This is a genomic window from Bacillus cereus group sp. BfR-BA-01408 (genome assembly GCF_022663305.1).
GTDB classification, from domain to species: domain Bacteria; phylum Bacillota; class Bacilli; order Bacillales; family Bacillaceae_G; genus Bacillus_A; species Bacillus_A pacificus.
The window spans coordinates 1-13,822 of the sequence record NZ_JAKUFF010000096.1 but is presented as its reverse complement, the minus strand read 5'-3'; the positions used below and the strand labels follow the sequence as shown (position 1 = coordinate 13,822).

Sequence of the window (13,822 nt, the reverse complement as noted above, 5' to 3'; positions counted from 1 at the left end):
ATTCTTCTTGCTTTTTCTCTTCTTCAGTCTTTTGCTGTTGATCTTGTTTTGGTTGTTCCGTTGTATCAGGTACGCTCGTATTTGGAGAAGAATCACGTTTTTCCCCTTTTATACGTAGCTCACTACCTTCTTGAATAACACTACTTGGCATTTTAAAGCTTGATTTGTCAGTAGCAAACTTACTCATCATTTCTTTAAAGATCAACTGTGCAATTTTCGTATTTTTACTACTAATATACTCGTCTTTACCATCTTTCATATATCCAGTCCATACCGCCATCGTATATTGCGGCGTATAACCTGCAAACCAACTATCCCGGGTTGCACTTTCTGGAATGTTATATTTCGCTAGTTGTTTTGAATCATAGTTTGTTGTACCTGTTTTACCAGCTACATCTAAAGAACTTATATTTGCCGCTGTACCAGTACCAGATGTTACTACTGAACGAAGCATATCAGTAATCATATATGCTGTAGAGTCAGCTATAACTTGTTTTGGTTTTTGCTCAAAACTTTGTGACTTACCGTCTGGATAAACTACTTTCTTAACAAAATGCGGTTTTGCATACTTTCCACCATTACCAAATGTCGCATAAGCACCTGCTATTTCAGTTGGTGATACTTCGTTTGTACCAATCGCTGTAGATTCTGCCGGCGGTTTATTAAATGTAATACCTAATTTCTCAGAGAATTCCTTTGATTTATTCAGTCCTACTTCTTTTGCAGTTTTAACTGCTGGAACGTTACGTGACATTTTTAGCGCTTCACGCATAGTAATTGGGCCTAAGTGACTTCTATCCGCATTTCGAAGTTCTTGTCCAGTTGAATATTTAAATGGAGAATCATCAATTTGATGATACGTAGCCCATTTTAAGTATTCAATTGCAGGACCGTAATCAAAGATTGGCTTCATAGTTGAACCAGCTGCACGATCTAATTCAATTGCCATATTATGCCCTTTAAATACTGCTTTATTTTCACCGCGTCCACTACCTATAGCACGAACTTCTCCTGTTTTCGTATCCATAAATGTGAAAGCACCTTGGAACTTATCATTTGGATAATTAATAATATTGTCATTTAAAATCTTATCAGCAAATTCTTGTGCTTTCGGGTCTAATGTTGTATAAATTTCTAAGCCATCAGATCCAATATTAACATCTGGTATTTCTTTTTCTACTTCTTTCACTACGGCATCCATAAATGCAGTATGCGGCATTGTTTGAAGTTCCGTTGCTGTCTTAAGTCCCTTTGTCACTTCAACTTTTGAAGCTTCTTCCATTTCTGCCTTCGTAATATAGCCATGTCGATTCATTAATCCTAGTACAACATTTCTTCTTTCTGTTGCTCTTTGAATATTCTCCGTTTTCGTTGGATCATAGTTATTCGGTGCTTTCGGTAAACCTGCAAGCATCGCAACTTCTGGTAATGTTAAATCTTTCAATTCTTTACCATAGTAGTTTTGTGCTGCTGTTGCGATACCATATGAACGGTTTCCTAAGTTAATTTTATTTAAATACATTTCTAAAATTTCATGTTTTGAATATTGTTGTTCTAGTTTATACGCTAAATATATTTCCTGGACCTTACGTTTTGATGTTTTTTCCATCGATAAGAAGTAGTTTTTAATAACCTGTTGCGTTATTGTACTTCCACCTTGTGAACCGTAATCTCCTTTAAGACTCACCAAGACAGCACGGGCAGTACCTTTAAAGTCTACTCCACTATGCTCATAAAAACGTGAATCTTCTGTTGCTAAAAATGCATTTTCTACTAATTTAGGAATTTGATCATACGTAACATTCGTCCGCTTTTCTTTCCCGTATTCATATACCAAATCGCCATTTTTATCATAAATTTTTGAGGATAACGGATTAACAAGTTTTGCTTTCTCAAGTTTCGGTGCATCCTTAATCATTACGAAGAAGGTAGCAACTCCCCCCACTAAACCAACAATACCAAGTAATAAACAAGTAATTAAAAACTTGCGAAAAAATGATGTTTTACCTTTTGGTTTTTGTGTTTTAGAAGCTGGCTGTTTTTTCTTTTTAACTTGTCGTCGCTCCTCTCGAGAACGATAATTTTCTGACATGTTACTTTCTCCTGCCTTTCAATTCTCCCGTTGATTTACTTAAAAATATTGAGGTCACTTTCTAAAATAAATTTAATTAAGAAAGTATATTGACCTGGAGCATTCAATATTTTCCTAATTCACAGATTATAAATTTTAGAATGCTTGTTACACAAAGTATTTTCACTTCTATTTTTCTAATAATGCTGCCCCTTTAAGCATAGAATGTAAAAAGTGAATTTTTAATACCTCGTATAAATAATATACCTTTTTTTCAAATGGTCAATATTTTCTTATTTATAAATCAAAGGTGAAATAAAAATAGCACAACGATATGTACTTCGTGTGAACTTCCTTATAATTACGTATAACGAACATTTAATATATTGCATATAAGTATAATACCTCTTTAATTATAAAGATTTCAACATCACAACCTCAACAGCTATAAGAAATTATTAAAAATGAAAAGTGAGGAGTTGCGTAATGATGGAGTTATCTCCCGTGATTTCCAAAACTATAGTTGCTGTTGGATATAATCCTTTTTCTATGATTTTACGCATTCAATTAAAGAATGGACTGTATGATTTCTTTAACGTTCCTGAAAACATTTACACCGGTTTACTAAACGCACACTCAAAAACGAATTATCACAATACTTATATTAAAAATTCTTACCGCTACACCAAAATATAAACTTAACCAGAATAAAAAAAGAAAGGAGGTGGTCCCCCCTTTCTTTTTAAAATCGTTTCACAACTCAGCTATCTTCTGTTCTTTTTATTTATTTCATCATATGCTTGAATTTGTTTTTTTAAACGCCGATCTGCTTTTTTATCATGTACAACTAATATCGCATGAATAACGCCTGGAACCCAAAATATTAATGTTAATATGAAATTAATTATTGCTTGAAATGGTTTTCCACAAAATAATACGGCTACAGGTGGAAGAAGAATTGCCAACAAATACATCATTTCTTGAAAACTCCTTATTTTGTATTTTTCTCTCTCCATACGCTATACAAACCAATGACTTTTGCATTTCTAATATTTTTATTAACCACTAATAACTGTTCTACTGTTATATATTCTCTTTCAATGTCAAAAAACCTACCACTTCAACTTTTCTACTTATGTAAAATTGAAATTTTACATACAATCTTTCCATGAACAATTTCATATGATTATTTTTTCTAATCTTTCTTCTTTCTCTATTATAGTTAATCCAATTGCAGAAATAACAGTTCCTATCGCTTGTATCCAAACACCAATGAGTGCTATTATTCTCTCATCTTTCTGATCAACTATACTGTCTTCATTTTCGATTCTATTCTTCATCACATTAATAATGCCTTGATACGCTTGAAGTCCAGCCCCTAAACTTTGCAGAGAATTGCCTAGTATTATTATTTTCTGTACCGTTTTAATCTGAAGCAAAGCCGCTTCTACTCCTAAAAGAGCTCCAATCGATTGTAAGCTATTCCCTATAATTATAAGATAATCATTCTCTTTCAATTGTTCCTTTATATTAAAATATGTTCCTATTACATTTGATATATTTCCTAACGCTAATAACTCAATGCCCATTTTATCGAGCATTTCACTTTTATTCTCCAAACACATACTTTGATTTTCTCTTTCACCTTCATCTTCGGTTTCATTACTCGCTATAATTTGCAATATATACCCGAGGGCTTGTAATGAGCTTCCTACAATTACAATTTTCGATTCAGCTTTCTCCTCCCCGATAAATCCTCTTGTCGTCCCAATTGCCGCTGTAAGATTTCCTCCTACTTGAAACCATGCTCCTGTCACTTTTAAACCGCTTAGATTCATTCTTATCACCTATTTAGAAGTTTTCTAGTGCTTTCGAAATACATAAATGCCCTCCTTTAACTCATATTTATTTTCTACATTTAATTTTGTGCATTCTATAGTGTGTTAAAAATACAAAAAAGAGTAACCCATAACAGTTACTCTTTCCTATATATCAAAAAAATCATTATTTATTTCGTTATTGCTTTTAAATTTCAACTTCTCTTTCCCGCACTTCTCACACCTATACACATAAGCTACACCTAGCTTACCACTTTTGAAATCTTCATTATCCTGCATCTTAATAAAACTATATTTATGTTTACAGTGAGATTCGTCTAAAAAATTTTCAAACCATTTTTTCAACATAGAACTGTTCACCTCTATGAAAGAATCTTCATCTTGTCTTATTACATACTTTTACTTAAATACTCAATCTCATGTTGTAACTTTTTAAATTGTTCAAAATGCATAGTGATAGATTGACTGTTTCCATACTCAGCACTATGCTTCACCAATAAAACACCCGTGTCATGAAAAAACGCGTCAAGCTCTTTTCTAATGGATACTTTCATTATATGCGCCGTTTTAATAGCCGATAAAATTGCAATTTCATTAAACTTTAATTTTATTTCATTTGGACAAAATGCTTCTTCAATCAATATAACTTCATTGCTATAAATAAGTGCAACAAGATTACTTGACTTTGCATCTGTTAAATCTACTTTTTTTATAACATTATTCATTACATTTTGCCTCCTTTGTTTTCACATATGATAATTATACAATTTTCATTTTTAATTACGTAACCTTACATTCAGTTTAACACACTTTTATTATGGGATTAAGCTACACTTCAAACGTTTTACTATTCCGCAATTTTTGTTAGATGAACCATTTGGACTATAAGACCATATAGTAGTGTTAACAAATGATTGTAAAGTGGGTGAAAACTATGCCCTCAGTTGTAGGGAATTTAGTTGTACAAAATAGTAACGGTTCATTTAACTTAGGTGATTTCTACAACGTTTCTCCAAAAGAAAATACGAAGGCTTATAATGGATCTGGCGCTTCCAACGTTGGTTTTGTTGTTAATACTTTTAATGGTGTGAGTGCGACTAATACGTTTGATTCTGACCTTGCGGATCAAAACCAAGTCGGTACAGCTTAACCCTATTTTTTCATCGTTCTGTTTAAGAATTTTAAATTTGTCCATACTATAATCAGGCTGTTATACAGCTATTGTTGATTTTTGGAGTACCCTATCTTTTTCTCCCTTTCCCTGGGGCTTAGCAGCTAGTATGAAGCTAGCTGCTTTTCCGTTTCATTTTTTCTGTTCCACATCTAACATAACGTAAAGTAAGCTAAAAGTTAAATTTTAGCTTACTTTACGTTATTTCAATAATATCCGTGGTATTAAATACGTAAGTTTTATAAAACGCGTCAGTACACATTACAATGCGCTTTAGCGGATTTATATGTACAACTGTCATATAGCTTGTAAGTATGTACCCATCTTCAAAATATGTCACCAATATTTCTTTCTCAGACAATAATGACATTAATAATTTATCAGAAATTCCCTCTTTTGCTTCTTTTGTTAAGAATGGTTTTTGTACTTTAAATTTCTCCCCAATAACCTTTCGCATACTTAATAACTGTTCCGACATTACTGTAAATGGAACCCATTCTCTTTTTGCTCTTTGCATCTTTACATCATTCATTTCTCTATCTCCTCGATTATTTATCCATTCTATTTCAAACATATTGTGCTTCGATTATTCTTTAATAATTGCTCGGCTCATATTTCTCCCGCATGAACAGGTAAGAAATCTCCTACCTCAAAATTCAAGACATACAAGGAAAGTAAGTCGAAGATCAACTCCCCGTAAACACCCGCTAATTACAGTTTCACTTTATTTCTAAATCTTATACTATCTACACTCAAAAGAACATTCGTTCTAATTATACACGAACTTACGTTCTTTTGAGAAGAGATTTATTTTTTCTTCATCAAATGATCTTTTCACTTCCTATTAAATGGGAGGTGAAAAGATCAACTAAAAAGTTTTAATTTTTTCGAGTTTATTAACCATCTATAAATGAAAGCATATATTATAAAGAACGAACTCACAAAATTTAAGGGATTTATAATGGACCTCCATTCGTTCCTTATGAATTTCTATGAAAAGAGAGCAATTTAAACACTCTCTTTTCGTACATACTGCATAAAACTATTCATTAATAATTCACTCTAATTATTAAATATATTTTGGTTGTACTATTATATGTAACTCCCTCTCTGTTACTGCTTTTTTCGGGTTTTGAAAATACTCTAATTCGTATTTTAATACCTCATATTCAACCATCCCGATTTTAATCCCTTTCGTTTCTTTTAAAATAGCTAATAGGTTATTTATATCTTCATCATACGATTCAAAAATTTTTCCTCCGTCTTCTCTTTGAAAAATTACTTTCACATTTTCTCCCCCTACATAATTTATTTATCTATTCAATAATTCATTTAAAAGTATTCATTCTTCTCCTTAAAATTTCATACTAAAAAGAACATCCATCTTAATAGAATGCTCTGCTTTTCACTTCATTTAACGTCAATATATTTCAATCTTATTGTATGTTTCATTCTGCAAATTATGTTTATCCACTTCTATAAAGTGAAACTTTAATCAGTGGGGGGGTTCTTCATCCCCCACTGATTATTAGTTGAACCAATCGGACTTTTATGGGCAGTTCATCCCTATCTAACTTCTTTGCTTTCGCTGAATTTTGAGATGGGGGTCTTACTGCCCATTAAAATGGGGTAAAGTGAAACTTTAATCCACTCAAGCTTTGTTCATTCCTGACTAATAATTAGCCTACGCAAATCTTACTGCCTACAAATAATGGGCTAAAATTAATTAATTCGTTTTATATTTAATGAGATGAAACAAAACATTATAATATCAACATTCTACGAAGTAATGATTAACCTACTTCAAGATAATTACATAAATTTCCATTGTAATTCTTAATATTTATATGTAATATTGTATTGTCTTACTATCTATTTATAACTCACACACTAACTAGAAAAGGGAACCTTTAAAGGTTCCCTTTTCTAATTACAGTCATTATTTCTTTTCTAGAAATTCAAATGTCTTTTTAAACTCTTTATCATTCACCTTAATATCAGCATCTTTCAATAAATCATTGACTACTTGTTGCTTCCATTTACCTGTCGTGTCTTGTAGTCTTTGCTGTTCTAAATCTTTACGAATATCATCTTTCACTTCATCAAATGGCTTCAATTCTTTTTTATCTGTCACTTTAATAATATGGTAACCGTAAGTTGTTTTTACTGGATCACTTACTTGTCCTGCATCTAATTTATATGCAGCTTCCTCAAATTCTTTCACCGTTTGCCCTGGTGCAAAACCAGCTATTTCTCCGCCTTGTTCTTTGGAACCGGTATCCTCTGAGTATTGCTTCGCTAAAGCCGCAAAGTCTTCACCATTATTTACTTTCTCTTTCACTTCTTTAGCAGTCTTTTCATCTTTCACTAAAATGTGACTTACTTTCAGTTCTGGCTTATAGTTATCTTTGACATCTTTTTCTGTGACAGTAGCTTTAATCGCTTTTTCAAATGCAATTTCTGGCTTCATTTTCTCTTTTAATTCATCTTCATTTTTCAATCCAACTTGCTCTAAAGTCGATTTGAAATTGTCGCCCATTTTATCTTTTGCTTCTTCTACTTGTTTTTTTGCTTCTTCATCTGAAACTTTATATTTATCTAGCAATGCCTTACTTAACACCATTTGATATAAAGTACTTTCCCCATATTTTTGTCTTAACTCTTTACTTAACTCTTTCTCTGTAACATTTCCTACTTTTGATGTTACTACGTTACCTGAGGAACCACATGCAGATAATGCCAGTACTACGCATGAAATAATTGTTCCTAAAAATAGCTTTTTCTTTTTCAATCCAAAATACCTCACTTTTATTATTATATAAGAATAACTATACAGTGTTGTTGTGTATACAATGTGTTTTCTAGATGTAATTCATTTCATGTGAAAAAACTATGTACCATTATATAACATTAGTTAATCAATCTATCTTTTGCACTAATACTAGAATTATTTTCTCTATTACTACTAATCTTCGTTTTTTGTAATTAATCTTCTTTATACGATGAAACATATGTATGAACGCTAATTTACTGTATTTTTTGTGATTATTCTATATTAACAAAAACAATTTATCTCTCATTTCTTTTATATTTCAATTCAAAAATACTATCTTTACACTCTATATAAGATTCAGTAACAATTTTATCAGTGGAAGCCTCGTTTATCGCCCGCAATAACTCTACAAAGTAACGTTAATGCATACGAAAAAGACATTTCCTATTAATGAAAATGTCTTCTCACAATTTAATAAAACAGTTTTGGTGTTAAATCTGTATTTTGTAATTGTGCACTTTCCCTGCTCGAAACACAGCTTGTGGAGAATAATATTGGGATACCACAAACGTCATCGTTCATTACATCATGAAATACATTTGCAGCAACACCAGTAAATGTTTGACATAAATTTGAAATATCATCGTTAAAAAATTGAATCACTTGCGCAGCAAAAACTGGAAAGACAACATTTGACCCACCAGGGAGCTGTGGTTGTACAACAACTTGTTCAAAATAAGGATTATTTTCTAACGCCACTTGAAATAAATGGGCAATTTCAAATACATCTAGAGGACATGGAAATGGATTTACAATGTCATTTTCCTTATTAGTGACAATAACTGTTACACTTACATTCCCAAATTCTACAAAAGATTTTAGGAGCGTTGCTAACGCTCTCGCTTTTTCATCACTTAACGCGTGCACCAAAATAATATAATTCCCGCCAACTGGAATCAACGGACCAACTGTAACAGTTGGATCAGCACCAATTGAATTTTTTAACTCATTAAAATATGTGATCCACGGCGGTGAAAGCTGAGCTTGTACATTTTCTTGCACTCTTTCATTACCTCCTAATACAATTCTTACTATTATGATATGTAGCAAGGAAAAAAGTGTATTAGATAGATTACTTATTTTCCACTTTTATATATTATATTATTTAAACATTCCATAAAATATTCTTAGTCTGTACTCTGTTTCCACATTTTTACCATTCTATAAAACTCCATATCATTATCAACTCAACTAAAAGTTCATATTATATTAGTACGTCTTTATAATACGAACGAAAAAACGCAGTATACAATACTGCATCATAGGAGCTGATTTCATGGAGAAAAAACCTATTGTTTTCAAAGTCCCACCAAATTCAAAATTAAAAGTTACATTTTTCGGTCCTTGTAACGAAGTAATTACAAATGTTTCTATAATTAATCAACTTTCCACACCTAAATGTCAAACTATTACACAATATCCAAACTATACGAAATATGAAACTGAAGTACGATCATTATCGAGCTGTTAATCCATTCTATACAAACTCTTTACAATTTGGTTAACTACACAACCTTATTAATAGACTAAAATTACTCATTTCATGATATTCCATTGATAATTTATTGATTTTTCACACATTTACATCAACCGAACATATATTATCGTATGGAGATTATCCACTCATAAAACCTATCTTTCTTTAGAGCGTACTTTTTATGTATGCTCTTTCTTTATTTACTTCACGTGAAATATAAACCGGATCACTTTTATATTTCACATGGGGTAAATTGACCTGCCTTTTGTAAACAATCTAGTCAAGGTTCCCCTCACAATACTCCTTTATTTATTATACACTCACTACTCTGTTAAATTTGTGTATCCATTCAAGCATCATTCATCTAATATATTTTCCTTCTAAATTGACCAAAGATGTATTAACATTCTTTATATACTCAGGGAGGTCAAATATGTTCAAGTTTCATCCGATACTACTCATCTTAGGATTTATTTTATTTTTGTATAGTGTACTTTGTTCTTAATGTTATCAATAGCAATACCTGCACAAACCGATGTTAAATATGTAATTTCTATATAGTAATGAAAAAGCCTGTAATTATACGGACATAAATTAAGATATCTTTTTATACCGTTAGGCAACTAGCAAATGTAACGCCAAAGAACTTTTACAACCTTGTTACTTACTCTTTTTATTACCTGCAGAAGATCTATACTTAAAATAAGATAGTCCTTTCAAAATCAAAACTGTAAAAAATAATTTTAAAACTTTACCTTTCATCATTACATCTTTAGCATATGAAATTTTCATGAAACAAACTATATTTAATCCATTTACTTATATATTAAAAAAAACAATAATAATCCCCCACCATTCGGTACAGGGGATTAACTAGACCTACTGAAAAGTATTTTATTCTCTTCGTTATTTAATTGGAGAAGGGAATCTTGCTGCTTCAAAATGTGAGCCGTCTTCCGAAGTACTTAAAACTCCGTCTATGCTACTTTGTGCATAAACCTCAACTTGATCTCCTTCATGCAATTGAATAATCGTCGAAACACTTACTACATTTCCAAAACCTATTGGACCAAAAAAGTCATTATCTATAGCTATTGCTGCGTTTCCATTCACACGAATTTCTACACGAGCTCTATAATTTAAATTAAAATCATTTGGAAAAAAACCAATCGTACCAATAATAGAGTAAACCCCTCTAGTCTTCGGAATAAAAATAGATGTTGCTGGATTATACTCATTTGCTAAATCAAATTGTTCATCCTGGAATAATACCTTTACAAAAGTATTGGCAGGAACCGTTTGATCCACCGTATTTCTAGCTCTAAATGCTGATGCCCTAACAAGGTTGTCCTTGTTGTCATTACACTTACTATCGTTCTTACAGTTATGCTGTTTCTTTTTATATTCTTTACAATACTTATAGTAGTAATAGCAAGACATACTCGTTCCCCTTTCATGCTTATTACTCCAGATTATGTAAAAAAGATTCGCAATGTTTGGACGAACTATTGTTTCCCCCCCCTATACTTGTCGCCTATTTATATACACGTAAGCGGAAGACATATCAATAACACCACAACCTAGTAGTATAGTAATCTCTATTCAAACTTGATAAATCCTTTCCTTATCTATTTTACTTTTTATGCATAAAAAAGAACGAATCTACATTCGTCCTTTCACACATTTTATGGTCCAAAGCTTATCATCCAACCTAACATGAATCCAAATATAGAAAACAGTAGCATAAAAAGATATAAATAAGGTAATTCCTATTCTTTCTTTAATCGGTTTCTTCTCACAAAACACTCAACTTGTAGTATATACGGGGATTATCTCATGGATTATTTACAAATTATATGTGGGAACTATTTGACGCTTACATAAACACAATTTCATCCCCCTCAATTGTACCCGCCATTTGTAAGCAATAAGACTCACATCTCAAAATTCGGCACATACGCAAAAGTTAGGTGGGAGCCGTGTTGCCTGATTGGTAAGAGCTAATAATCCGTTTGGAACCTGCTCCCAATTAATAAAAATTTTTCTTTATAGATTAAATACAGTTCCATATGGGATAGTAAGAAAAGAACTTCCATACGGTGTGATTTGATGCACTGGATAAAAATACTCCATGGATGAATAATACGGCTGGATACCTTGTTGCTGCATTTGCATTTGTTGTTGCATTTGTAACGCTTGTTGAACAGCTTGAACTGTACTTTGTGCTCCGCTAAACGTGATTGATGTACCATACGCTGGTCGCATACTAGGTTGATTAGCAAAATATGAATAAAACATTATTTCCAACTCACTTCCATATAAGCTATTACAAATCATAGTATGATTCTTTTTTTAGGAAGTGCTGAAAACTAGCACGTTAACTTTTAGTAAGTTTCTCATTTTATTCTTTCTTTTAATATCTTCAATTTCATATTTCAATTATTAAACATGATTGAATTTTTAAAGCATAATAAAAAAATGAATAACCTTACATAAAATTCTAAATGGAACTTCATTAGACTCTAACTTAATTAAACTTATAATTATCATCAAATTTTTACAATATTACTAGTCTCATAAGAACACCTCCATTTTATTTACATATACTTTTAAAAAATGTTCCTAGGTATTTCACATATAACTTATACTCATAAACACATTACAATTAGAAGCAAATATTGATTATCAAATGTACTTACTATTTAAACTTTTTAAAAGGAGGTAATTATGAAAAATAATCAAAACTCAAACGACCCGTGCAAAAAGTTCCAATTTCCCTGTTTTATTTCTATATCCTCTTGCAATCAAAGTAATTGTTGTACACCTGTTTTTTTCTCATTTTCTCAGCAACAAGAATTATTGTCCCTAATTAACCAATTAAACCAAGCAATCCTTTCTTTCTTTACCACGCCAAATCCGACAACTATACAAATACTCCAATCTGCATTACAGGCATTAAACGATTTAATTATTACAGTGCAACCAAATACTCCAAATAGAAATTTAGTTATACGAACTATAACTCAATTAATTAATTCCTTACCTACTGCATCGCTTACTCAAATCTCTGCGTTATTTCAATTTCTATTCCAAAATTTATCTTCGCTCATTAGTTGTTCCAATATATCGGACCCATTGTTACAACAAACATTTAACTTAATTTTGCAAGGAATATTGAATAGTTCTCTATTAAATATTACCGGAATACCCGGTCCTACTGGCGCGACTGGACCTAGAGGATTTCCAGGACCTAAAGGAGCGACTGGTCCTCAAGGTGTACAAGGTATTCAAGGGCCAGAAGGACCAGAAGGAGCGACTGGACCTCAAGGTGTACAAGGGCTTCAAGGGCCGGAAGGACTTGCAGGAGCGACTGGTCCTCAAGGCGTGGAAGGGCTTCAAGGGCCAGAAGGACCACCGGGACCGACTGGGCCCCAAGGTGTGCAAGGTATTCAAGGACCACCAGGACCACCAGGGCCAACTGGATCCGGAACCGGAATGGGAGTTCCTGGACCACCAGGGCCGACTGGACCTCAGGGGGTACAAGGAATTCAAGGGCCGGAGGGACCAGAAGGACCAACTGGACCTCAAGGTATCCAAGGGCTTCAAGGGCCAGAAGGACTCGAAGGGCCGACTGGACCTCAAGGTGTGCAAGGAATGCAAGGACCGGAAGGACCACCAGGGCCGACTGGACCTCAAGGTGTGCAAGGTATTCAAGGACCAGAAGGACCACCAGGGCCAACTGGAGAGTGTGAATGTCCACCGGGACCGACTGGACCGACTGGGCCGACTGGACCGACTGGACCAACCGCACCGACTGGACCTGCATGTAATTTCCTTGTTTATGTTACAAACGCAGGAGCCATAGATGATCCAACAAATGATACAGTATCTGTAATTAACACCGGAACAAATACAGTTGTTGCTACAATCACTGTAGGTAATGCACCTCTCGAAGTAACCGTTTCTCCAAATGGGACTCGCGCTTATGTTACTAATATTTTTTCTAATACCGTTTCTGTTATTAATACGGCTACGAATACAGTTATTGCTACCATCCCTGTTGGATCTAATCCAATCGGTGTAGCTGTTTCTCCAAATAACACAACTGTTTATGTTGGAAATCACGGTAACAATACGGTCTCTGTTATTAATGCTGCTACTAACACAGTTGTTGCTACCATTCCTGTTGGCAACGCTCCACAAGGAATCACTGTTTCTCCAAATGGGGCCTTTGCATATGTTGCAAACGAATTAAGCAACAATATTTCTGTTATTGATACTGCTACGAATACAGTTAGCGCTACCATTCCTGTTGGCATTCGTCCTAGAATAATCGTCTTTACACTAGATGGCACTCGTGCCTATGTCACAAATCAAAATAGCAATACTGTTTCTGTTATTGACACCACTACGAATTCCGTTATTAATACAA

Annotated in this window: 15 protein-coding genes; 4 read left to right on the top strand and 11 right to left on the bottom strand. The window is 33.1% G+C overall.

Features of this window, described 5'->3' with window-relative positions:
* Nucleotides 1-2,092: transglycosylase domain-containing protein (locus MR083_RS24155; RefSeq protein WP_242269945.1), on the bottom strand; the 2,092-nt coding region annotated here is incomplete at its 3' end.
* A 465-nt stretch (nucleotides 2,093-2,557) separates the two neighbouring features.
* On the opposite strand from MR083_RS24155, the gene MR083_RS24150 reads away from it, so the two are divergent.
* Nucleotides 2,558-2,767, top strand: a complete 210-nt coding sequence (locus MR083_RS24150; protein ID WP_000970366.1) for a KTSC domain-containing protein — start codon at nucleotides 2,558-2,560, stop codon at nucleotides 2,765-2,767.
* 68 nt (nucleotides 2,768-2,835) lie between these two features.
* On the opposite strand, the gene MR083_RS24145 is transcribed toward MR083_RS24150, so the two are convergent.
* The 4 genes from MR083_RS24145 to MR083_RS24130 all read right to left on the bottom strand — a co-directional run bounded on the left by MR083_RS24145 (nucleotide 2,836) and on the right by MR083_RS24130 (nucleotide 4,634).
* On the bottom strand, nucleotides 2,836-3,048 hold the full coding sequence (locus MR083_RS24145) for a YqaE/Pmp3 family membrane protein (protein WP_000990223.1): 213 nt from the start codon (nucleotides 3,046-3,048) through the stop codon (nucleotides 2,836-2,838).
* Nucleotides 3,049-3,249: 201 nt separating this feature from the next.
* The gene (locus MR083_RS24140; protein WP_001053889.1) at nucleotides 3,250-3,909 is read right to left on the bottom strand and encodes a DUF6944 family repetitive protein; all 660 of its coding nucleotides are present in this window, start codon (nucleotides 3,907-3,909) and stop codon (nucleotides 3,250-3,252) included.
* Nucleotides 3,910-4,056: 147 nt separating this feature from the next.
* Nucleotides 4,057-4,257: a hypothetical protein gene (locus tag MR083_RS24135; protein ID WP_000915130.1), complete on the bottom strand. Its 201-nt coding sequence runs from the start codon at nucleotides 4,255-4,257 to the stop codon at nucleotides 4,057-4,059.
* A gap of 41 nt (nucleotides 4,258-4,298) precedes the next feature.
* Nucleotides 4,299-4,634 carry a hypothetical protein gene (locus MR083_RS24130; protein ID WP_001066864.1) on the bottom strand — a complete coding sequence of 112 codons (336 nt, stop codon included), beginning with the start codon at nucleotides 4,632-4,634 and terminating at the stop codon, nucleotides 4,299-4,301.
* Nucleotides 4,635-4,843: 209 nt separating this feature from the next.
* Between MR083_RS24130 and gerPF the strand changes: the two genes are divergently transcribed.
* Complete coding sequence (gerPF, locus tag MR083_RS24125; protein ID WP_001141565.1) at nucleotides 4,844-5,059, top strand: spore germination protein GerPF; 216 nt, start codon at nucleotides 4,844-4,846, stop codon at nucleotides 5,057-5,059.
* Between the two features lie 217 nt (nucleotides 5,060-5,276).
* Here the strand turns inward: gerPF and MR083_RS24120 are convergent, their stop codons facing one another.
* From MR083_RS24120 to MR083_RS24105, 4 genes are all read right to left on the bottom strand, one after another.
* Nucleotides 5,277-5,612: a YolD-like family protein gene (locus tag MR083_RS24120; RefSeq protein WP_001000621.1), complete on the bottom strand. Its 336-nt coding sequence runs from the start codon at nucleotides 5,610-5,612 to the stop codon at nucleotides 5,277-5,279.
* 537 nt (nucleotides 5,613-6,149) lie between these two features.
* A complete protein-coding gene (locus MR083_RS24115) occupies nucleotides 6,150-6,368 on the bottom strand; it encodes a hypothetical protein (protein ID WP_242269944.1) in 219 nt (72 codons plus the stop codon).
* A gap of 651 nt (nucleotides 6,369-7,019) precedes the next feature.
* Nucleotides 7,020-7,871: a peptidylprolyl isomerase PrsA gene (locus MR083_RS24110; RefSeq protein ID WP_000727491.1), complete on the bottom strand. Its 852-nt coding sequence runs from the start codon at nucleotides 7,869-7,871 to the stop codon at nucleotides 7,020-7,022.
* 453 nt (nucleotides 7,872-8,324) lie between these two features.
* Nucleotides 8,325-8,915, bottom strand: coding sequence for a hypothetical protein (locus MR083_RS24105; protein ID WP_001157701.1), 591 nt, complete (start codon nucleotides 8,913-8,915; stop codon nucleotides 8,325-8,327).
* Nucleotides 8,916-9,189: 274 nt separating this feature from the next.
* Here MR083_RS24105 and MR083_RS24100 point away from each other — a divergent pair, with 274 nt between their 5' ends.
* Complete coding sequence (locus MR083_RS24100; RefSeq protein ID WP_000412568.1) at nucleotides 9,190-9,384, top strand: hypothetical protein; 195 nt, start codon at nucleotides 9,190-9,192, stop codon at nucleotides 9,382-9,384.
* A gap of 912 nt (nucleotides 9,385-10,296) precedes the next feature.
* Here MR083_RS24100 and MR083_RS24095 read toward each other — a convergent pair.
* Entirely contained in the window at nucleotides 10,297-10,830 is a 534-nt protein-coding gene (locus tag MR083_RS24095; RefSeq protein WP_242269943.1) for a C1q-like domain-containing protein, read from the bottom strand.
* Between the two features lie 606 nt (nucleotides 10,831-11,436).
* Nucleotides 11,437-11,688 (bottom strand): DUF3947 family protein, encoded by a 252-nt coding sequence (locus tag MR083_RS24090; protein WP_000500083.1) that lies wholly within the window; start codon nucleotides 11,686-11,688, stop codon nucleotides 11,437-11,439.
* A 429-nt stretch (nucleotides 11,689-12,117) separates the two neighbouring features.
* Here MR083_RS24090 and MR083_RS24085 point away from each other — a divergent pair.
* A partial coding sequence (locus MR083_RS24085; RefSeq protein WP_242269942.1) for a collagen-like repeat preface domain-containing protein occupies nucleotides 12,118-13,822 on the top strand: 1,705 nt, incomplete at its 3' end.

Excerpts from the sequence above, each read along its gene's own strand:
- MR083_RS24150 (WP_000970366.1), top strand. The coding sequence starts at position 2,558 with ATGATGGAGTTATCTCCCGTGATTTCCAAAACTATAGTTGCTGTTGGA.
- MR083_RS24145 (WP_000990223.1), bottom strand. The coding sequence starts at position 3,048 with ATGATGTATTTGTTGGCAATTCTTCTTCCACCTGTAGCCGTATTATTT.
- MR083_RS24140 (WP_001053889.1), bottom strand. The coding sequence starts at position 3,909 with ATGAATCTAAGCGGTTTAAAAGTGACAGGAGCATGGTTTCAAGTAGGA.
- MR083_RS24135 (WP_000915130.1), bottom strand. The coding sequence starts at position 4,257 with ATGTTGAAAAAATGGTTTGAAAATTTTTTAGACGAATCTCACTGTAAA.
- MR083_RS24130 (WP_001066864.1), bottom strand. The coding sequence starts at position 4,634 with ATGAATAATGTTATAAAAAAAGTAGATTTAACAGATGCAAAGTCAAGT.
- gerPF (WP_001141565.1), top strand. The coding sequence starts at position 4,844 with ATGCCCTCAGTTGTAGGGAATTTAGTTGTACAAAATAGTAACGGTTCA.
- MR083_RS24120 (WP_001000621.1), bottom strand. The coding sequence starts at position 5,612 with ATGAATGATGTAAAGATGCAAAGAGCAAAAAGAGAATGGGTTCCATTT.
- MR083_RS24100 (WP_000412568.1), top strand. The coding sequence starts at position 9,190 with ATGGAGAAAAAACCTATTGTTTTCAAAGTCCCACCAAATTCAAAATTA.
- MR083_RS24095 (WP_242269943.1), bottom strand. The coding sequence starts at position 10,830 with ATGTCTTGCTATTACTACTATAAGTATTGTAAAGAATATAAAAAGAAA.
- MR083_RS24090 (WP_000500083.1), bottom strand. The coding sequence starts at position 11,688 with ATGTTTTATTCATATTTTGCTAATCAACCTAGTATGCGACCAGCGTAT.